Below are 17,448 nucleotides of genomic sequence, written 5' to 3'. Positions count from 1 at the left end.
GGCACCGTTTCGCTTGATCGCGGCGCGCTACGTCCGACGATTCCGCCGCTGCACCCAGACCGTCACCGCTGCGACGACACCGACCAGAGCGAGGATCCCGACGCCGTTCCAGACATTCCACCAGAAGACAGGTCCCATTGTCTTGTTCCCTTCTTGATCAAGTGCCGAATCATCACGGTGACCAACTCACTGAAGCCGAACCGCTCCTGACCGTCAGCTGGAGCCAGAATGTCGTGCTGTACGGAATTCCGCACATCTGCGCGCTGACGTCCATCCTGCCGATGTTCGTGGCAGGTCGGCCCAAGTACACCAGGTTGGCACCGCAGGCACCGCCGATCGACCAGCCTGCGCCGTAGACATTCGTGACGGTGTTGTTGCCGAGGTTGTACGACGCGTAGAACGACAGCGAGACCAACCCGACCCACATGTCGATCTTGCAATTACTCCGAGTCATGCCGCTTGCCGTACAGCCTGAAATACCGCGACCGAGCGACCTTTCGGACACGCTCTCTATCCGGCTCACGGCGATCGATCCGTCGTCGTAGGTATTGACCGTGTAGTCGCCGTCGGCGGCCGAGTAGCTGACGACAGAGCGTGGCTGCGCGGCACTTGACATCGAGTCCCACGTGCCACCGCTCAGATACGTCTCGATCAGGGTGTTCTGCGTACGCGCGTCGACTCCATAGCTCGCCAAGAATGCTCTCGACGACGCGATCGTCGGGTCCTCACTCGCCTGAGACGGAACTACAGGTAGTGCGGCAAGTGCCAATGAGGCTACCAAGCCGACAATTCCGGTCGACATTGTTCTGAGTTTCATGGTGATCCTCTCGACGGGGACTTCGTTGTCTCCGTTCTGATCGCACCATACCAAAACTAAAATGCAAGTAGACAGAGTCTTCAGAGCATAAACCGCAAATTTATCTGCGTTCCACACGTGGAGCTTGGACGGGCGAGCGCTCGTCGGCTACACGCCCGCCCTTCCCAGGAATGGCCGCGGCCACGCGCCCAGTGCGAGCACCGCCAGCACCGTCTGCACCAGCCCCGTGGCGAAGTACACACCGTGCAGCGGCGACCAGACGAGCATGAGGGCGATCTCGATGAAGATCCAGCTGAGCATGACGAGCCCGGCCGCGGCGTGGAGGCCCCAGGCGAGCCGGTAGCGGAGGTGGGTCGCGACGAGTGCGAGCGCCTGCGAGCCCCCGACCACCACGCCCAGGATGATGCCGGGCCAGAAGTAGGAGTCGAAAAGGGTGCCCTCGATCCATTCGAGCGGGATGCCCATGCCGCCGAACGCGGTGAGGCCGATCATGCCGATGAGGGCGGAGACGAGGTTGAACCAGCCGACGACGGCCAGGGCGACGCGCAGGGCGCGGGGCGGTGTTGCAGGGGTGGGGGCGGTGTCCGGCTCCATGCCACACACGATAGCGGCACGCGCCGGCCCAGCGGATGCGGGGTCCGGCGTCGTGCCGCGCCGTCCGTCTCCGGGACCCTACTTCTTCTTGTCGCCCTTCTTGTCGTCGATGATCCCGCCGATGAAGCCGCCGATCTGACCGCCGAGCACGCCGCCCGCCGGTCCGCCGAGCAGGGCGCCGAGGCCGGCCCCGATCCCGGCGAGCGCTCCCCCGTAGCTCACCTTGTAGACCACCACGGTCGGCGCTCCGCCATCCGGGTCGGGTTCGACATCGAAGGCGCCCAGGGTCGCGCCCGCGACGACGAGCGCGACCGGCGAGGTCCCGACGTTCGCCGCCATCCGGTCGTGGATGCCGCGCGCGTCGAAGTACGAGCGCGCCACATCCCCTTTGTCGTGGCTCGCCTCGATGACGTGCCGGTACAGCTGCACGAGGGTGTCGACCTCGTCGGCCGTGATCAGATCCGCCTCGTGCAACCGCAGCAGCACCTCCCGCTGTTCGGCCACGAAATCGCCCTTGTTGCCCTCGATGATCCGCCGTGTCTCGGCTCTCGCCGCCCGCATCCCCTCGGTCATCCCGATCGCCGTGTGTGCTGTCTCGTCCATCGTCCGCCTCCTTGCGTGGGTGTGTCCTTCTGATGGCGGCCACAGTCAAGCACCGGGGAGGCGGCATGGGGATGGGGTGCGCACCGGTTCCGGGATGCGTGGAGGCGCGGACCCCTTACCGCCGCCGCCCCGCGAACACCGCGAACGCCAGCGGCACCACGGAGCCGATCATCAGCACGGTGCTGAGCACTTCGTCCTGCGACCGCACGAGTGCGCCCGATGCGAGCACGCCCGCGAAGACGACGGCGCCGACCAGGCGGCGGATGGTGCGTTCCAGCCGTTCGACGTGGCGTTCGAGACGCGGGGAGGTGACGGCGATGCTGCCCTCCTCCACCCGGTCGAGCACGGCGTCGATGCGTTTCGGGAGGCGCCAGGCGACGCCGGCGATGCTGAGCGCTTCTGTGGCGAAGTCCTGGACGACGTTGCCCTGCTCGTCGCGGAGCAGCTGACCGGCGTACGGTTCGACCGAGTCCCACAGGTTGAAGCCGGGGTCGAGGGCGCTGCAGACGCCGGAGGTGAGCGACATGGCACGCACGATCAGCAGGAAGTTCTCCGGCAACTGGAACGGCAGCGAACGCACGACGTCGCCGAACTGGCGGGCGAAGTCGCGGAACTCGCGCGGGTCCACCTCCCGCAGCTCGGCGAAGCCCATGCCTCCGAAGCGCGCGAACAGCTGGGTCATGGCCTGCTCGAGCTGCGCGGTGTCGGCAGACGGGAGCAGCACCCCGATGTCGCGCATGGCGTCGACCAGGCCCGTGCCGTCGCGGGAGGCCGCAGCGATCAGGAGTCTGCGGAGGCCGGTGCGCAGCGTGGTCGGCACCTCTCCCATCATCCCGAAGTCGATGAAGGTCAGACGCCATGGGCGGCCGCCTGTCGATGCGTCGCCCTCCCCCGGCGTGACGAAGATGTTGCCCGGGTGCGGATCGGCGTGGAAGAACCCGTTGGCGAACAGCTGATCGAACATCACGGCCGCGAACACGGGGGCGACCTCGACCGGGTCGATTCCGGCTCCGCGCAGTGCGGCCGCGTCGGTGATCTTGATCGCCGTCACGTCCTGAAGCGTCAGGACCCGGCGCGTGGTCCGCTCCCAGACCACGGAGGGTGCAGCGACGCGGTCGTCGCCGGCGAAGTCCTCCGCGAACCGTTCCGCACTCGCGGCCTCGTGCAGGTAGTCGATCTCCTCCAGGCTGGTGCGGGCGAACTCCTCGACCAGCTCAGGGGCGTCGACCCGGTCGGAGACGAGCCGCACGTGGCTGAGCCAGCGTCCGACCCGACGCAGGGCGGCGAGGTCGATGTCGACGATCGCTCCGATCCCCGGCCGCTGCACCTTGATGACGACCGCCTCGAGCCCGGTCTCCTCCGCATCCGCCGCCGACAGGCGGGCACGGTGCGCCTGCCCGAGCGAGGCGGCGGCGACGGGGGTCTCATCGACCGCCGCGAAGGCGCGCGCGAGCGGGACGCCCAGCTCGGCCTCCGCGAGGGCTCGGATCTCCGCGAACGGCACCGGGGGCACCTCGTCCTGCAGCCCCTCGAGCTCGGCCGTGATCTCGGGCGGCAGCACGTCCAGGCGAGAGGACATGAACTGGCCGACCTTGATCATCAAGCCGCCGAGTTCGACGGCCAGCACGTGGAACCGCTGCGCGAACCGGCGCATGCGTTTCGAGCGGGTGCGCTCTGCGACCCGCGCCAGTCCGATGCGCGGCAGGAACAGTTCGTACCACCAGGTGACCGCCAGGTTCCAGCCGGCGAAGCGCAGGATGCGGCGGTAGCGGCGCCGGGTGGCACCCGCCGCCGTCGGCGCCACGCCCTGCCCCGCGGCGGAGGCCGCACCTGCCGCCTCCGCAGCTCCCTCGGTCGCGGGAGGGACGGACGTCACCCCGTCAGTCCTGAGCGAGGATCGAGTAGAGCCGACGGCGTGCCTCGTCGAGCACCGTCGTCGCCTGCTGGATCTGCTCCGGCGTGCCCGTCCGGCGCACCTGTGCCGCAGCCTGGGCCAGCTCGATCCCGGCCTTCGGCAGCGCGCCGAACGCGTCGCCGGAGCCTCCCGAACCGGGACCCGCGGCCTCCCACGGCGCCGCTCCGGCCTCCTCGGCCTCGGCGCGCCCGGCCTCGGTCAGCGCGTAGGTCTTGCGGCCGTTGGACTCCTCCGCTGTCAGCAGGCCCTCGTCGGCCAGCAGCTGGAGGGTCGGGTAGACCGAGCCGGCGCTGGGCTTCCAGCTGCCGCCGCTGCGCTCCTCGATCTCGCGGATGATCTGGTACCCGTGCATGGGCTTCTCGGCGAGCAGCGCGAGCACCGCGGCACGCACGTCGCCACGGCCCATCCGGGTGCCGACGCGCTTCTCGAACGTGGAGCGCAGCTGCTCCATCGCCTGCCAGATGCCGTCTGCCGTCATGCCGGGGCCGAAGCCGCCGGCGGGGAACGAACCACTCATGGTGCCACCTCCGAAGAATCGGTAACGATACTCAACGATATATCGTTCAGTCGTGCCGTGACCTGCCCACTCCCTGTGAGTCCGCCCCTCCGCTGGCACCGATTTGGACCAAATGTGGCGAAAGAAGCGACGTAACCCCGCATTCGATCCAAATCTGGCGGGGGCCGCTCCGTCATGCGTACCCCTGGCTCCGCACAGCCGCGCGCAGTACCGTTGCGGGTGCGCGAAACGATGCAGAGAGGACGCACGAGATGCCCGTGAACACGACGGATCAGGAGGCCGCGACCGAGCAGCCGTTCGACAGCGATTCCCGGAGCGTCCCGCGCTCCGAGAAGGCCGGTGCCTGATGACCACGGAGCGCGCGATCCTCGCCGGTGGCTGCTTCTGGGGGCTGCAGGAGCTCATCCGGGACATGCCCGGCGTGCTCGCCACCCGGGTCGGCTACGCCGGCGGCGACACCCCGAACGCGACCTACCGCAACCACGGCGACCACGCCGAGGCGGTCGAGATCGAGTTCGACCCATCGGTCATCACCTACCGCGACCTCCTCGAGTTCTTCTTCCAGGTGCACGACCCGACGACCCGCGACCGCCAGGGCAACGACATCGGCCGCAGCTACCGCTCCGTTATCCTGTACCTGACCCCGGAGCAGGAGCGGATCGCCCACGAGACCATCGCCGAGGTCGACGCCTCGGGCCGTTGGCCGGGCAAGGTCGTCACCGAGGTCGAGCCCGCCGGCACGTTCTGGGATGCCGAGGAGGAGCACCAGGACTACCTCCGCAAGCACCCCGGCGGGTACACCTGCCATTACGTACGCCCGGACTGGGTGCTGACGGACGAGGTCGGCGCGGCCGGCTGACCTCTGGCCGGCTCGCTCAGCGGAGCGCTGCGACAGCCGTCTTCGTCGCGGCGGCCAGCAGCGCGTCGTCGGGCGTCGCATCCGCGGTCGCTTTGCGCGTCAGCGTGACCACGATGATCGGCGCACGCCCTGCCGGGTAGACGACCGCGATGTCGTCGCGCACGCCGTACTCCCCCGTTCCCGTCTTGTCGGCCACCGGCCACGCGGGATCGACACCTGCGCGGATGGTGCCGTCACCCGTCGTGCAGTCGAGCATCGTGTTGCGCAGGAGGGTGCGGTCCTTCGTCTCGAGGGTCGAGCCCAGGATCACGGCCCGCAGGTTCGCCGCGAACTGCGCGGGGGTCGTCGTGTCGCGGGCGTCGCCCGGCAGGGCCTCGTTGAGGTCGGGCTCGACACGGTCGACGTTGGTCGTGCGATCGCCGATGCCGCGCAGCCAGTCCTCGACGGCGTCCGGTCCGCCGAGACGCGTGACGAGGAGGTTGGCCGCCGTGTTGTCGCTGAACCGCAGCATGGCGTCGATCAGCTCGCGGACGGTCATCCCCGTGTCGACGAATCGGCTGGTGATCGGCGCGTAGGCGAGCAGGTCGGCGCTCGTGTAGTGGACGACCGTGTCGAGGTCGGCGTCCGTGGCGTGCTGGAGGGTCGCCGCTGCGATGAAGGTCTTGTTCGACGATGCGAACGGGAAGCGCTCCCCGCCGCGGTAGGCGACCGTGCGACCGTTCCCCGTATCGATCGCGGTGACGCCGAGTGTCGCGTCGTGCGTGCGTTCGAGATCGGCGAAGGCCCGCTGCGTCGCGGCGCCGGAGACCGCGGGGGTGGTCTGCGCCGCTGCTGCCGACGGCGCCGGAGCGAGGGAGGAGGCCGCGCATCCCGAGACGGCGACGGCCAGGGTGACGGCGACGCCGCCCGCGACGGTGAGAATTCGTTTGCGAATGTCCATGACGGCAGCCTTGCCCGGCCTGTCGATCCTGTCGAAGACCGGATCGCTCCGATCGATGCCGGATCGGCATGAGCCTAGGGTGGACGGATGGACCTCATCGCCGCGTGCCGCGTGCTCGTCGAGATCGGCGACCGCGGGAGCGTGACCCGCGCCGCCGCCGCCCTCGAGGTGGCGCAGTCGGTCGCCAGCCGGCGCATCCTCGCCCTCGAGTCGCACCTCGGCGGCGCACTGCTCGAGCGGACGGCCCGCAGTGCGGCGCTCACGCCGTTCGCCCGTGACCTCCTCCCCTCCGCACGACGCCTGGTCCGGCTCGCGGACGAGCTGGAGCTCGACGCCGATCGCGCCCGGTTGCGCCCGGTGACCGTCGCTGTGCCCGTCGGTTGCGCGATCCGGGAGCTCGCCGTCGCCGAAGCCGCGGGGCGCGCTGCCGGGCTGCGCCTCGAGTTCCGCGCCGAGACCCCCGCACGTCGAACCGAGCTCGCGGCGACGCGCGGGGTCCGCCTGGCGATCGCGAGCGTTGCCGCGGACACCGCGTCCTGGGTCGCCGAGCTCGGCGTCGCCGGGCGCCGTTCCTCGGGGACGCGGCTGCGACTGGACGAGCTCCGCCCCGGCCGCACCGGGCGGCGCCGCGACGACGACGCCGGCGCACGCCTCCGCTTCGGCCCGGAGGACGACGTGCCCCACATCCGGGACGCTCTCCTGCGGGCCGCGTTCGCCGTCGGGGTGCTGCCCGCGCAGCTTCCCGTCGATGCCTCGACCACCTCGTCCCTCGCATCGGTGCTCGCCGACGGCGACCTGCTCCTGTGCACGGAGGCGGAGGCGCGCGAGCTGGACCTGCACTGGCGCTCGTTCTCCGGCCTCCGGGTCGCCCGCGGATACACGCTCGTCGGCGACAGCGAGAACGACGTCGCGACGGTGTTGCACGCGGTGGCGGACGAGCTCGTCTCCGCCCTGGGCGCCCGTGCCCGCGCCGACCGGGAGCCTGCCGCGGAAACGCTCGCGGCGCGCGCCCTCTCCCCGGGGGAGGCCCGCGGTGCGTGACGCCCGCTTCCTCGATGCGGTCCGCACCGACCTGGCGGAGGCCGGCCTGCGGGCCTCCATCGTCGTGCGCGACCTGGACTCCGGCCGCGAACTCGACATCGACGGCGACGTGGCGACCCCGTCCGCCTCCCTCGCCAAGCTCCCGATCGCCCTCGCCGTGCTCACCCGCGTCGCCGACGGCCGCCTCGACGGCGCGACGCCCATCCCTGTGCCTGCGGGCGATCCTTCCGCCGGGCTGCCGGGGACGACCCGCTTCCGGTATCCCTCCCGCATCGCCATCGACGACCTCGTCTCGCTCGCCCTCACCATCAGCGACAACGGTGCCGCCGACGCTCTCCTCGCCCTCGTCTCGCCCGACGAGGTGATGGCCGACCTGGACCGGCTGGGTGTCCACGGCATCGAGGTGCGGCACCCCTTCGCCGACCTCTCCGACACCCCGCTCGAGCGGTTCGCCCCGGAGGAGGCGCATCTCGCGCACACCCTCGCCATTCGCGGGAGCGCTCCCGCCCGCGGCCACCCCATCCGCCAGCTGGACATCGCGCGCACCAACACGGGGACGGCTCGCGCGTTCACCGACCTCCTCACCGTGATCTGGCTCGAACGCGGGGTGCATCCGGAGGCCGCCGCCCGCCTGCGCGAACACCTGGGCGCCAACCTCGTGCGCCACCGCCTCGCCCCCGACATCGTCACCGACGACACCGCCTGGTCATCGAAGACGGGAACCCTGCTCAACCTGCGGCACGAGGCGGGTGTCGCCGAGCACACCGACGGCTCACGCTTCGCCATCGTCGCACTGAGCACGTCGGAGGTCCCCGCGTCCGCCCAACCGGCCGCCGAGGCGGCCCTGGGGGCGGCGGCCCGGCGGATGCACGAGCGGGTCCGCGAGGCGGGCGGGTGATCGTCTAGGCTGCACGAGACGAGGGCCGCGAGGCGGCGGCCGAGCAGAGGGGGGGAACATGTCCACCGGGGGGATCCTGCGCCGTACGGTCGCGGCCATCGTGGGCGCGGCGGCGACGCTCCTGCTGCTGTCGGGCTGCGCTCTCTTCGCGCAGAAGCCTCACCCCACGCCCGCGCACACTCGCACGACGAGCCCGACCCCCGCTCCCACGGGCACGCCGGTACGCTCCGGGATCGGCTCCTCGCCCGCTCCCGCTCCGGTGATCGCGCCCACTCTGACGCCCGTGCCGTCCGGGACTGTGGTGGCCGAGGGCGATGTCGCCTCCCCCAAGGGCAGCATCCACTACCACTACCGGGTCGTGTCGAACGGCGACAACACCTACGACACGCAGTACTCCGGCTTCACCTCCACGGTGCCGGTCCCGGTGTCGGTGACCTTCCTGGAGACCGCGCCCCGGGTCGGCGACGGCCTCACCGACCACGGCGTCGGCGACTTCCAGCTGGGCGGACCGACCACCGGCACGGCCGCGGCCTCCTCCACCGTGATCGGCGGGAAGCCCTCGTACCTCGCGGCTCTCGTCACGTACTCGTCCGCCCCGTCGTTCGACGGCGTGCCCGTCGAGCTCGGCCCGAACAAGGTGCTCGCGGTGAACTCGGTGCACTGGTCGGTGCCCGTGCGTGCGTCGAACGTGCACCCGGTCGACGGTGGAGCGACCCCCGGCGCGAACGGCACGGTGACCGCCACGACCGCCTCCGGCGCTCCGCGCACCTACCTCGTCGACAGCGGCGACGCCCCCGCCGGCATCGCGGCCCGCTTCGGCATCCAGCTGACCGACCTCTACTGGCTCAACCCGGACCTCCCCTCGGGCCCGGACCAGAAGTATGTGCTGGCAGGCACGCAGCTGAACCTGGACCCGGACAGCCTGTAGCGCCCTATCATGCAGGAGGCCCCGCCCCTGCTGTTTCGGTCAGCAGGGGCGGGGCTCCGACGTCCTTCCCTCGTCCGGTCGCCTACGGCTTGATCGCGGCGATGTAGTTCTGGACGGTGTCGATCTCGATCGGGAGCATGGTGTCGTTCGAGTTGTTCTTCTTGTAGCGCTGCAGCAGGCTGACATGCGCCGGGCTGCCGATGCCGACCTTCTTGTTGGTGACGAGCGAGCACAGGTAGATGGTGCCGTCCGTGCTGGGAACGATGCTGTAGGACATGTCTTCCTCGTTTTCTGCGGGTGGAACCGGGTCGGTTCCGTCGATGTGGTCCTGGATGAACTGCCAGGGGTCGATCAGGGGCCCCACTCCGTCGGCCGCCGCGGCGGATCCACTGACGGTGATGTGGAGGTGCGGGCCACCCAGTCCGGGGATGTTCGCGTTCGACCCCGACTGCCCGCTGCGGGCGATGATCTGCCCGATGGTGACGGTGTCGCCCACGCCGACGAGGACGTCGAGCAGGTGGATGTACGCGTAATGATGGCCGTCCGGGAGTCGGACGGTCACGAAGGCTCCGTTGTACGATGTGGACCCCCGGCTCGTGACGGTGCCGGATCCGATCGCGGGGACGGGCGTGCCGCTCGGCACGATCCAGTCGCTCCCGAGGTGGCGCAGCCCGGTCTGCGGGCGGAGCGTCCCGAACGGGTCGGATGCGTCGTAACGGCCGGGGAGCGGATCGATGAGCCTCATCGGCTCCCTCCTTTCTGTGCGGGGCGCGCAGCCCTGGCGTTTCGGTCGCCAGGGCTGCGACGCCGTGTCACCGGTCTCAGATCTCGTTCTGCGTCTTGCGCTTCTGGGCGACCTGGAGCCGGAGGTTCCAGATGAAGCCGTCCGGGAGCGAGTTGATGGTCGACGGCGCCGCACCCGTCGCGACGAGGGCGTTCACCTCGTCCATCGACGTGAGCACCGTGAAGGTGCCGTCCGTGGCGGCGAACGCCACCGAGCCGTTCGGGTGCTTGACGAGCTGTCCCATGTCTTCCTCCTGTGTCTGACCCGGGGTGACCGGGTCGGTTCCGTTGATGTGGTCCTGGATGAACGCCCACGGGTCGATCTTGTTGCCCAGGCCCTGGTATGCCGACGGCGAGTCGCTCACCGTGATGTGCAGGTGGGCGCCGTGACTGTTGGTGCCGGTGTCGCCGACGTACCCGATGGTCTGGCCGATGGTGACGGTCTGCCCGACCGCCACCGGCGCCTCCGCGTTCAGGTGCAGGTAGGCGTAGTAGTGGCCATCGGGCAGCTTCACCGTGACGGTGTTGCCGTTGCCGGCGTGCCACTGCTTGTTCACCACCACGCCGGTACCGATCGCCATCGCGGCCGTGCCCGCGGGCACGCCGTTCCAGTCGCTCCCGGTATGGGGATACGATCGGCCGCCATAGTTGCCGAACGGGTCGGCGGAGTCGTATCGCCCGGGCGGGGCGAGCGGTTCGATGAGTCTCATGCTTTCCTTTCTGGTAGAGCGCGTTGCGCAGCCGCTGCGTGCCGCGGACGCGCTGTGGAACCGGAGACCCGCTTCTGCTGTTTCGGTCAGCAGGCCTGGGTCCCCGGGGTTCCGGTCAGACGCCGTAGAGTCCGCAGACGATCGTCCAGCCCGTGTCGTCGACACCCATCACGCTCGTGAGCACCGCCGGCGGGAGGAACTTCTTGCCGCGCGGGTCCAGTCCCTGCGCATCGATCTGGGCGTTGTAGGTGGAGATCACGCTCCGCCAGCCGTTGTACTCGGTCTGGGAGGCGAAGATGTGCCGGCCCGCGGCGCCTCCCACCGCACTGCGGTAGTCGGAACCGAAGACGGCGATCTCGCCGGTGGAGTTGCGTCGGATGTACATGTCCTGCTCTTTCTCGTCCTGTGCGGGGACGGTTGGGGTGGTCGGCGTGTAGCTGCCGCTGTAGTTGAAGTGGACGGGGTCTGTGTCGCTGAGGGCGTAGAACCCGTAGGTGGGGCCGTTGGCGAGCAGCCACGCGCGCTGCGGAGAACCGAGGGCTACCCCGATGTCCACCGCTTCGCCCCATCCGTGATTCGAGGTGCCCGGGGGCGCGGCGAGAGCGGGGTTGTGATTGCTCGCCTCCCAGTACTGCACCTGCCCTGCGTAGTTCCGGTATCCCTCGTTGAGCGGCAGGATCGCCCCGCCATGCTGTGCCGCGTACGCGTCGAGCATGGCGTTGATCGCTACGGCGCAGCCGGGCTCCAGGTAGACCCCGTCCACGCCATGCCCAGGGCCGCCGTAGGCGACACCGTCGCGAGTGATCTTCGTCATCGCGCCTAGGGGCGTGATGTTCCCATTGGTCCACGTCGGGTCGCCCCATGGTCCGGTCGGCATCCCTACCTTCTTTCTCGTTTTCTCGTGTGACCTGCCTGTTCGACAGGCGGTCCTCGGTCGGTCGTCCGAAGTCTGTGGTGGCCGTCTACTCGGCCGTGGGGTCCTCCCCCGCCGGTTCGGCCGGCGCACACCCTTTGGGCGCCGCGCCCAGCCCGAGGCCGGTCAGCCAGGCGTCCACGCCGGGGATCGCCATGATCCGGGCCAGGAGTCCTTGCAGGGCCACGGCGATCCCCGCGGTCGCGACGAGCCATTCGGCGGGCCACTGGTCGGCGACGACGCCGATGATGGCGACGGCCGTCGGCACGGCGGCGACCGCGGCTTGCACGACGGTGCGGAGGACCCGTTGGTGAGGCGAGCCGATCCCGCCGCCGCTCGCGTGGCGGCTCATGGGATCCCGCACTCGTGCTCGTCCCAGTCGTCGGGACGGATGTCGGTCTCGCACTCGAAGCAGTGGAGGGGCTCCGGGTCGGGCCGGAGGTCGAAGTCGGGCTCGAGCTCGAGCTCGAGCTCCGCGATAACGGCGAGCGCGTCGTCGAGGCGTGACGGCCACGGAGGCTCTTCGAGGTCGAACATGGGGTGTCCTTCTTTCGGTGAGGTCGGGGCCGGTCGGGCCTGTTCGAACCGGTCGGGCCGGATGCGGGGCGCGACGAACACCGCCTTGGTCGGGTACGGGTCGTCGGGGCTGGCGGGGTCGGTTATGCGGAGGGCGGGGCGACCGGATACGAGATCGCCTCGATCGGCACGCCGAGTCCTGTCGCCAGCCGTCTGAGGACCGGAGCGGACGGCTGCCGGGCGCCGTGCTCGAGACGGGAGAGGAAGCTCGGGTCGATGCCGACCCGGACGGCGAGGTCGCGAGCGCTGATCCCGAGCGTCTGCCGCAGGACGCGGAGTGCGGTTCCGTTGAGCCGTCTCGTCGTGTTCATGTGAACAAGTTTATGCAACTATTGCGTAATTCAGCAAGTTTGTCATCGAAAAAGTTTCAAGACATACGCAGTTGTCGCCAGAATTGCTTGCGCAAATTGCCGACTGTTGCCAGAATTACTGCATGGTGATCACATGGAACGAGCTTCGCGACGCCCGGGAAAGCCTCCACCTGACACAGGAGGAGCTGGCGACCCGGCTGGGGGTGTCGACGCGCACGGTGACGAACTGGGAGGCGAACGGGGTCGCCCGCAAAGCCGAGTACAAGGTCGAGCGTTTCTTCGGCGACGCGCTGGCCCGGAACACGCAGGCCCAGGATGCGCGCGACCGTGACGCGGCACCGGAACACGCGGCCGGCGCCGAATTCCAGGCCGCCGCGGCAGACGACGACCTCCCGTCCGCACGCCCCGATCTCAGCGCGGTCTCCGACCTCGAGCTGCTCGAGGAACTGACCCGCCGAGCACTCGTGCGGGCACGCTCCGGTGCGCCCGCACGGAATGCCGCGAACCCGTTCGCCGACTCCGGTGTCGGAGCATCCCGCCATACTGATGACCACGTCTACGAGGAGTTCGAGGTCAGCTACGAACTCCCGACGAAGAAAGGTGTGGCCCTCGCTGCGAAGCGGGGAACGCGGAAAGCGGATCAGCCACACGCGGAGTGACAGGCACGGGGGACGAGATGCGCTTGCTGGTGGGGATCGCGGCGGGCCTGGGTGTGCGGCTGCACGGCGCATACCTCCCGGACGGAGACCTCGGCTACTACTCCCCCGACGAGGACCGCATCTACTTCGACCTGACACTCACGCCGTTCGAGCGCCGGTGCACGATCGCGCACGAGCTCGGCCACGCCTACTACGGGCACCGCTCCGACAGCGACCAGAACGAGCGGATCGCCGACACCTACGCCGCTGAGCTTCTGATCGATCCGGTCGCCTACGCGGCGGCCGAGCAGGTCAGCGACGATGTCGAGTTCCTCGCGGAGGAGCTGTGCGTCGTGCCCGGTCTGATCGTGCACTACCGCCGGCACTGTCTCCAACGGCTGGGCGAGCGCACGTACAGCACGCATCCGCACGGCCGCTTCAGCGACGAACTGGCGCGCCGGATCTCCTGAGCGATGCAGCCCGCACTGTACCACCACTCAGACATCATCATGTGCGGATGGCGACGGAGAAATGGCGACGCTGTGGCAGAGCCCAGCGCGGGGACGACGAGGTAGTCGAGGTCGCTGCGCCATCCATGCCGCCTCGCCAAGCGGACGTACTACTCGTCGATATTTGCGAAAGGGTGGTCGTGAAGGTAGCGCATGTATCGCATTATCAACCCGGCCGCGATGAGCGCACACCCGAACGGGATAGCAACGAAACGGATCGTGCTGGCCACAATGCTGATGACTCCGAGCAGAGCTTGTCCGGACGGTTCATTGAAGATGATCATGTCGGGGACGATGTCACCACTGAGAATGAGGACCACTGCACCAACGGCTGTGATGATTATCCCCGACCGAAGCGTGCGCTTCGGAGTGTGCTGACTCATTCGTCCACTCCCGATTCCCGTGTCTGCCCGTATATCCTCGCGCAGAATTCCCGCACCGTGTTTGCGTGGTCAGTGACCCTCGAATCAAAGGTGTCTTCTGAGACATCCTCGGCCTTCAATCCAGCACCAACACTCTGGACGATGTCCTGAATGCCCGGGTAGGCATCGTCGCTTCCCTGGGTGATCGAAGAGAGTTGGGCGGGTTCGAACACATAGGTGTAAATGGCGCTGGTCACGTACGCACCGCACATCCCCAGAGCCTCGTGCTGTGGACTCAGAGGTGGCGAGGCGCGCGCGGTCAGGATCGATTCTGGCGGGGATGCGTTCACGTTGCGCGCGAGCTCGCGCAGTTTCGCCGGGGATCCGGTAGCGTACCAATTCTTACCGATGACGATCTGATTCTCGGCACTGATGGTCGCGGCCAGATCCGGCAGGATCTGATCGAGCGACGCGCTGTGCTCATATGCCCGTAACAGGACGGTCTGCTTGTCGGAATAGAAGCAGTTGAAGCCGCGCATGTCGTCATGGAAGGCCATGTCCGCCTTGAGCACCTGGCTTTCGTCACAATGAAGCTGGGCGGAAACGGCTGGAATCTCATGGAGCTCAAGACGCCCACGAGCGGTCTCCGATGAGCAACCAGTCAGCGTGACAGCGGCGACCACGATGCTCGAGGCGAGCCCGGTGAAAGTCCGCGCTCGCCTCGAGCCGCTCCGATGTTCTCTCACTGGAAGACGAGGGCCGTCCCGGTCGCACCGATGGATTGCGCCTTCACCTTGGAAACAGTGATGACGTTACCAATCGTGATGTTCTTCGAGCCGGACTTCCCGCATCCGATGGCTTCATAATTCGCCGACCACGAGGTGCCGACCTTCTTGTAGCCGCGCCCCTGAACACATGGGTTTCCTTTGGAATTTGCGTCCACCTGATATTTGTAGGCGTGTGTTGCGGTAGCGGTTGCGCCGATGAGAGAACATCCGTCCACCGACGTGTACCACGCGCCGCCCGCGGGAACGGCCATGTTCGTCCAACTGCATCCGGCACGGCTCGTTCGTCCCGCGGCCCCGATTGTTCCGTCACTTCCGACCAGGGTTGCGCTGCCGTCCTCACCCGCGAGGTAGAGAGGACCCGAAAGCCCAGCCGGATCGGCGATTACAGCACCGTAAGGGGCACCGGAGTCTGGTTCGGCCGCGGTTGCCGCACCCCCCGTGAGTAGCGAGGCGACCAAGGCGGCCCCACCCAGCGAGGCCGCCAGTCCACGTACTGTCTTCTTCATCATCGATCCTTTCTCCATTGAAAGTTCATCCTGGATTGGATGCTCATAATCCTACCTTCGAGATACTCAGCTGAAAATGCTTATATTCGATACGGCAGCGCCGTGCTGGAGTGAATCCCCGCCGACCGCGCGCCCGGTCCGGGAGACACCGGATCCGTGATCGCGCACCGCGACAACGACGGCGATGACGGCTTCGGCGACAACACTCTCGGCGGCATCGCCAACGCGGAGGCGAACGGCGCCGCGTACTTCGAGATCGACATCTCCCTCACGAACGACGGAATCCCCGTGGTGCGACACGATGCGATCGGGAGCATCTCCCTCGCGCAGTTCCGCGCGAGGTACCCCGACCTCCCGACGCTCCAGGGGGTCGCCGACGAGATGCGCACATCCGACGCGCGCATGGTGCTCGAGTACAAGGACTCGTGGAGCCGGGACGGCGTGCAGACCGTCACCGACCTCCTGCATTCGTCCGGGGTCGCGGGCCGGACCGTGTCGCAGTCGTTCTGCCGGACGTCCTGGCACTCGTGCGCACCGTCGACCCTGGGATGCCGCGGATGCGTCTCAGCGGCGCGACGATCAGCGCTCACATCCAGGATGCGAAAGGCGCATGGCCACCTCGGCATCAATCCGTCGACGCTTCCGACCGCCGCACTGATGCACACCGCACGTGAAGCGGGCCCGACGGTCTTCTTCTGGACCAGGAACACGGAGCCGGACTGGTCGGCCGCGGCGTGCATCGGCGTCGACGGAGTGATCACAGACCAGACGAGCGCGCTCGTGAGCTGGTATGCCGCCCACAACGCATCCTGCGGACTGAAGACCTGTGTACCCTGTCGCTGTTCCGTGCCCTACAGCTCCACCGGCCCCCGCAGCGGCGGCGGGCTCACCCGGAAGAAGCGGGTGCGCCACAGCAGGTACGCCAGCCCGATCGCGACCCAGACCCCGCCGACGATCATCGCGCTCGGCTCCAGGCTGAAGAAGAGGGCGACGTTGATGGCGACGCCCAGCCCGGGGATGACGATGTAGCCGAGGGCGCTGCGCCAGCCGCGCTCCTTCACGAAGCGGACGTAGGTGAAGATCACCGAGAGGTTCACGAAGATGAACGCGACGAACGCGCCGAAGTTGATGAGGGAGGCGGCGCGGCTGAGGTCGAGGAAGACGGCCGAGCAGGCGAGCGCAGCGATGAGGAGCACGTTCGCAGCCGGGACCCCTGCACGATTGAGGGAGCCGAAGAACCGCGTGGGGAGCGCGCCGTCGCGGCCCATCGCGTAGAGCAGACGAGCGGCGCTCATCTGCTGGGTAATGCCGCAGCCGAGCACGGCCACCATGTAGCCGCCGATGAAGACGGCCTGGAACGCCGCTCCCCCGATGTACTTCGCGATCTCGGGCGAGGCTCCCACGATGTTGCCGACCGTCGCGACGTCCGGGAAGAGCACCTGCATCACGTAGGTGACGCTCACGAAGAAGACTCCGGCGACGCCGACGATGATCAGGATGGCGCGCGGGATGTCGCGGCGCGGCTTCTCCGCCTCCTCCGCGAGGGTGCTGACGGCGTCGAACCCGAGGAACGAGAGGGCGAGGATGGCCGCGCCGGCACCGATGGCGGGCATGTCCAGCCCGGGCGAGAAGAACGGCGTCGTCGAGAAGGCCGCGCCGTTCGCGCCGTCCACGATGTTCGTGATCGTGAGCCCCACGAACGCCACCGCGACCACGACCTGGATGACGACGAGGATCACGTTCACCTTCGCCGCGATCTGCACCCCGATCAGGTTCAGCACGGTGCAGATGACGATGGTCGACAGGATCCACACCCACGACGGCACGGCGGGGAACGCCGCCGACATGTAGATCGCCGACAGCAGGGCGTTGATCATCGGCAGCAGGAGGTAGTCGAGCGTCGCCGCCCAGCCGACCAGGAACCCGAGATGCGGGTTGATCGCCTCCCGCGTGTAGGTGTAGGCCGAGCCCGCCATCGGGAAGACCTTCACCATGCGGGAGTAGCTGAGCGCCGTGATGAGCACGGCGACGAGGACGACGAGGTAGGCGAGCGGGACGTGCCCGTGGGTGACGTCCGCGACGATCCCGAACGTGTCGAAGACCGCGAGCGGCGCCATGTAGGCGAGGCCGAGGAAGACGATGTGGCGGAGCTTGAGGGTGCGGCGGAGGCCGGTGGCGCCCGGGGCGTGCGGCGCTTCCGCGGTCCGGGACGGCGCGATGGCCGGGTCGAGCTGGGACAT

Annotated in this window: 22 protein-coding genes and 1 pseudogene; 7 read left to right on the top strand and 16 right to left on the bottom strand. The window is 68.5% G+C overall.

Annotated elements, in window-relative coordinates:
• Positions 1-172 precede the first annotated feature (172 nt).
• The 5 genes from IT072_RS06905 to IT072_RS06885 all read right to left on the bottom strand — a co-directional run bounded on the left by IT072_RS06905 (position 173) and on the right by IT072_RS06885 (position 4,446).
• Positions 173-817, bottom strand: a complete 645-nt coding sequence (locus IT072_RS06905; protein WP_223360216.1) for a hypothetical protein — start codon at positions 815-817, stop codon at positions 173-175.
• Positions 818-964: 147 nt separating this feature from the next.
• The gene (locus tag IT072_RS06900; RefSeq protein ID WP_223360215.1) at positions 965-1,411 is read right to left on the bottom strand and encodes a hypothetical protein; all 447 of its coding nucleotides are present in this window, start codon (positions 1,409-1,411) and stop codon (positions 965-967) included.
• Positions 1,412-1,489: 78 nt separating this feature from the next.
• Entirely contained in the window at positions 1,490-2,014 is a 525-nt protein-coding gene (locus IT072_RS06895; RefSeq protein WP_223360214.1) for a hypothetical protein, read from the bottom strand.
• A gap of 115 nt (positions 2,015-2,129) precedes the next feature.
• The gene (locus IT072_RS06890; RefSeq protein WP_223360911.1) at positions 2,130-3,818 is read right to left on the bottom strand and encodes an ABC1 kinase family protein; all 1,689 of its coding nucleotides are present in this window, start codon (positions 3,816-3,818) and stop codon (positions 2,130-2,132) included.
• Positions 3,819-3,894: 76 nt separating this feature from the next.
• Entirely contained in the window at positions 3,895-4,446 is a 552-nt protein-coding gene (locus tag IT072_RS06885) for a PadR family transcriptional regulator (RefSeq protein WP_223360213.1), read from the bottom strand.
• A 346-nt stretch (positions 4,447-4,792) separates the two neighbouring features.
• Between IT072_RS06885 and msrA the strand changes: the two genes are divergently transcribed.
• Entirely contained in the window at positions 4,793-5,305 is a 513-nt protein-coding gene (gene msrA, locus IT072_RS06880) for a peptide-methionine (S)-S-oxide reductase MsrA (protein WP_223360212.1), read from the top strand.
• Between the two features lie 16 nt (positions 5,306-5,321).
• Here msrA and bla read toward each other — a convergent pair whose 3' ends face one another.
• Positions 5,322-6,245, bottom strand: a complete 924-nt coding sequence (gene bla, locus IT072_RS06875) for a class A beta-lactamase (RefSeq protein WP_223360211.1) — start codon at positions 6,243-6,245, stop codon at positions 5,322-5,324.
• An 87-nt stretch (positions 6,246-6,332) separates the two neighbouring features.
• On the opposite strand from bla, the gene IT072_RS06870 reads away from it, so the two are divergent.
• Genes IT072_RS06870 through IT072_RS06860 form a run of 3 tightly spaced genes read left to right on the top strand, consistent with a single transcriptional unit; the run spans position 6,333 to position 9,112 of the window.
• Positions 6,333-7,286, top strand: a complete 954-nt coding sequence (locus IT072_RS06870) for a LysR family transcriptional regulator (protein ID WP_223360210.1) — start codon at positions 6,333-6,335, stop codon at positions 7,284-7,286.
• Positions 7,279-8,184 (top strand): serine hydrolase, encoded by a 906-nt coding sequence (locus tag IT072_RS06865; RefSeq protein ID WP_223360209.1) that lies wholly within the window; start codon positions 7,279-7,281, stop codon positions 8,182-8,184. Before IT072_RS06870 ends, IT072_RS06865 begins: the two co-directional genes overlap by 8 nt.
• Before the next feature lie 58 nt (positions 8,185-8,242).
• The gene (locus tag IT072_RS06860) at positions 8,243-9,112 is read left to right on the top strand and encodes a LysM peptidoglycan-binding domain-containing protein (RefSeq protein WP_223360208.1); all 870 of its coding nucleotides are present in this window, start codon (positions 8,243-8,245) and stop codon (positions 9,110-9,112) included.
• An 82-nt stretch (positions 9,113-9,194) separates the two neighbouring features.
• Here the strand turns inward: IT072_RS06860 and IT072_RS06855 are convergent, their stop codons facing one another.
• The 6 genes from IT072_RS06855 to IT072_RS06830 form a co-directional block, all read right to left on the bottom strand.
• A complete protein-coding gene (locus tag IT072_RS06855) occupies positions 9,195-9,857 on the bottom strand; it encodes a M23 family metallopeptidase (protein WP_223360207.1) in 663 nt (220 codons plus the stop codon).
• A 76-nt stretch (positions 9,858-9,933) separates the two neighbouring features.
• Positions 9,934-10,605 (bottom strand): M23 family metallopeptidase, encoded by a 672-nt coding sequence (locus IT072_RS06850; protein ID WP_223360206.1) that lies wholly within the window; start codon positions 10,603-10,605, stop codon positions 9,934-9,936.
• Between the two features lie 115 nt (positions 10,606-10,720).
• Complete coding sequence (locus tag IT072_RS06845; protein ID WP_223360205.1) at positions 10,721-11,419, bottom strand: M15 family metallopeptidase; 699 nt, start codon at positions 11,417-11,419, stop codon at positions 10,721-10,723.
• A gap of 148 nt (positions 11,420-11,567) precedes the next feature.
• Positions 11,568-11,870: a hypothetical protein gene (locus IT072_RS06840; RefSeq protein WP_223360204.1), complete on the bottom strand. Its 303-nt coding sequence runs from the start codon at positions 11,868-11,870 to the stop codon at positions 11,568-11,570.
• A complete protein-coding gene (locus IT072_RS06835; protein WP_223360203.1) occupies positions 11,867-12,055 on the bottom strand; it encodes a hypothetical protein in 189 nt (62 codons plus the stop codon). Before IT072_RS06835 ends, IT072_RS06840 begins: the two co-directional genes overlap by 4 nt.
• 122 nt (positions 12,056-12,177) lie before the next feature.
• Complete coding sequence (locus IT072_RS06830; protein WP_223360202.1) at positions 12,178-12,405, bottom strand: helix-turn-helix domain-containing protein; 228 nt, start codon at positions 12,403-12,405, stop codon at positions 12,178-12,180.
• A 122-nt stretch (positions 12,406-12,527) separates the two neighbouring features.
• On the opposite strand from IT072_RS06830, the gene IT072_RS06825 reads away from it, so the two are divergent.
• Positions 12,528-13,064, top strand: a complete 537-nt coding sequence (locus IT072_RS06825; RefSeq protein ID WP_223360201.1) for a helix-turn-helix transcriptional regulator — start codon at positions 12,528-12,530, stop codon at positions 13,062-13,064.
• A complete protein-coding gene (locus IT072_RS06820; RefSeq protein WP_223360200.1) occupies positions 13,061-13,513 on the top strand; it encodes an ImmA/IrrE family metallo-endopeptidase in 453 nt (150 codons plus the stop codon). The genes IT072_RS06825 and IT072_RS06820 overlap by 4 nt, the downstream gene beginning before the upstream one ends.
• 149 nt (positions 13,514-13,662) lie before the next feature.
• Here the strand turns inward: IT072_RS06820 and IT072_RS06815 are convergent, their stop codons facing one another.
• From IT072_RS06815 to IT072_RS06805, 3 genes are read right to left on the bottom strand one after another with little or no spacing between them, the layout of a single operon-like run.
• The gene (locus IT072_RS06815) at positions 13,663-13,935 is read right to left on the bottom strand and encodes a hypothetical protein (RefSeq protein ID WP_223360199.1); all 273 of its coding nucleotides are present in this window, start codon (positions 13,933-13,935) and stop codon (positions 13,663-13,665) included.
• Positions 13,932-14,597 (bottom strand): hypothetical protein, encoded by a 666-nt coding sequence (locus IT072_RS06810; RefSeq protein WP_223360198.1) that lies wholly within the window; start codon positions 14,595-14,597, stop codon positions 13,932-13,934. The genes IT072_RS06815 and IT072_RS06810 overlap by 4 nt, the downstream gene beginning before the upstream one ends.
• A gap of 59 nt (positions 14,598-14,656) precedes the next feature.
• Positions 14,657-15,211, bottom strand: a complete 555-nt coding sequence (locus IT072_RS06805) for a hypothetical protein (RefSeq protein ID WP_223360197.1) — start codon at positions 15,209-15,211, stop codon at positions 14,657-14,659.
• A gap of 153 nt (positions 15,212-15,364) precedes the next feature.
• Between IT072_RS06805 and IT072_RS21305 the strand changes: the two are divergent.
• Positions 15,365-15,967, top strand: a pseudogene (locus tag IT072_RS21305) (glycerophosphodiester phosphodiesterase); the annotation flags it as partial.
• Between the two features lie 92 nt (positions 15,968-16,059).
• On the opposite strand, the gene IT072_RS06795 reads toward IT072_RS21305, so the two are convergent.
• Complete coding sequence (locus tag IT072_RS06795; RefSeq protein WP_223360196.1) at positions 16,060-17,448, bottom strand: APC family permease; 1,389 nt, start codon at positions 17,446-17,448, stop codon at positions 16,060-16,062.

This window comes from Leifsonia sp. ZF2019 (assembly GCF_019924635.1).
Classification (GTDB): Bacteria; Actinomycetota; Actinomycetes; order Actinomycetales; family Microbacteriaceae; genus Leifsonia.
This window is presented reverse-complemented; position numbering and strand designations above follow the sequence as displayed.

What these genes read in the sequence shown, in the direction of transcription:
- IT072_RS06905 (WP_223360216.1), bottom strand. Translation starts at nt 817, where the DNA reads ATGAAACTCAGAACAATGTCGACCGGAATTGTCGGCTTGGTAGCCTCA.
- IT072_RS06900 (WP_223360215.1), bottom strand. Translation starts at nt 1,411, where the DNA reads ATGGAGCCGGACACCGCCCCCACCCCTGCAACACCGCCCCGCGCCCTG.
- IT072_RS06895 (WP_223360214.1), bottom strand. Translation starts at nt 2,014, where the DNA reads ATGGACGAGACAGCACACACGGCGATCGGGATGACCGAGGGGATGCGG.
- IT072_RS06885 (WP_223360213.1), bottom strand. Translation starts at nt 4,446, where the DNA reads ATGAGTGGTTCGTTCCCCGCCGGCGGCTTCGGCCCCGGCATGACGGCA.
- msrA (WP_223360212.1), top strand. Translation starts at nt 4,793, where the DNA reads ATGACCACGGAGCGCGCGATCCTCGCCGGTGGCTGCTTCTGGGGGCTG.
- bla (WP_223360211.1), bottom strand. Translation starts at nt 6,245, where the DNA reads ATGGACATTCGCAAACGAATTCTCACCGTCGCGGGCGGCGTCGCCGTC.
- IT072_RS06870 (WP_223360210.1), top strand. Translation starts at nt 6,333, where the DNA reads ATGGACCTCATCGCCGCGTGCCGCGTGCTCGTCGAGATCGGCGACCGC.
- IT072_RS06860 (WP_223360208.1), top strand. Translation starts at nt 8,243, where the DNA reads ATGTCCACCGGGGGGATCCTGCGCCGTACGGTCGCGGCCATCGTGGGC.
- IT072_RS06855 (WP_223360207.1), bottom strand. Translation starts at nt 9,857, where the DNA reads ATGAGGCTCATCGATCCGCTCCCCGGCCGTTACGACGCATCCGACCCG.
- IT072_RS06850 (WP_223360206.1), bottom strand. Translation starts at nt 10,605, where the DNA reads ATGAGACTCATCGAACCGCTCGCCCCGCCCGGGCGATACGACTCCGCC.
- IT072_RS06845 (WP_223360205.1), bottom strand. Translation starts at nt 11,419, where the DNA reads ATGACGAAGATCACTCGCGACGGTGTCGCCTACGGCGGCCCTGGGCAT.
- IT072_RS06840 (WP_223360204.1), bottom strand. Translation starts at nt 11,870, where the DNA reads ATGAGCCGCCACGCGAGCGGCGGCGGGATCGGCTCGCCTCACCAACGG.
- IT072_RS06835 (WP_223360203.1), bottom strand. Translation starts at nt 12,055, where the DNA reads ATGTTCGACCTCGAAGAGCCTCCGTGGCCGTCACGCCTCGACGACGCG.
- IT072_RS06830 (WP_223360202.1), bottom strand. Translation starts at nt 12,405, where the DNA reads ATGAACACGACGAGACGGCTCAACGGAACCGCACTCCGCGTCCTGCGG.
- IT072_RS06825 (WP_223360201.1), top strand. Translation starts at nt 12,528, where the DNA reads ATGGTGATCACATGGAACGAGCTTCGCGACGCCCGGGAAAGCCTCCAC.
- IT072_RS06815 (WP_223360199.1), bottom strand. Translation starts at nt 13,935, where the DNA reads ATGAGTCAGCACACTCCGAAGCGCACGCTTCGGTCGGGGATAATCATC.
- IT072_RS06805 (WP_223360197.1), bottom strand. Translation starts at nt 15,211, where the DNA reads ATGATGAAGAAGACAGTACGTGGACTGGCGGCCTCGCTGGGTGGGGCC.
- IT072_RS06795 (WP_223360196.1), bottom strand. Translation starts at nt 17,448, where the DNA reads ATGTCCCAGCTCGACCCGGCCATCGCGCCGTCCCGGACCGCGGAAGCG.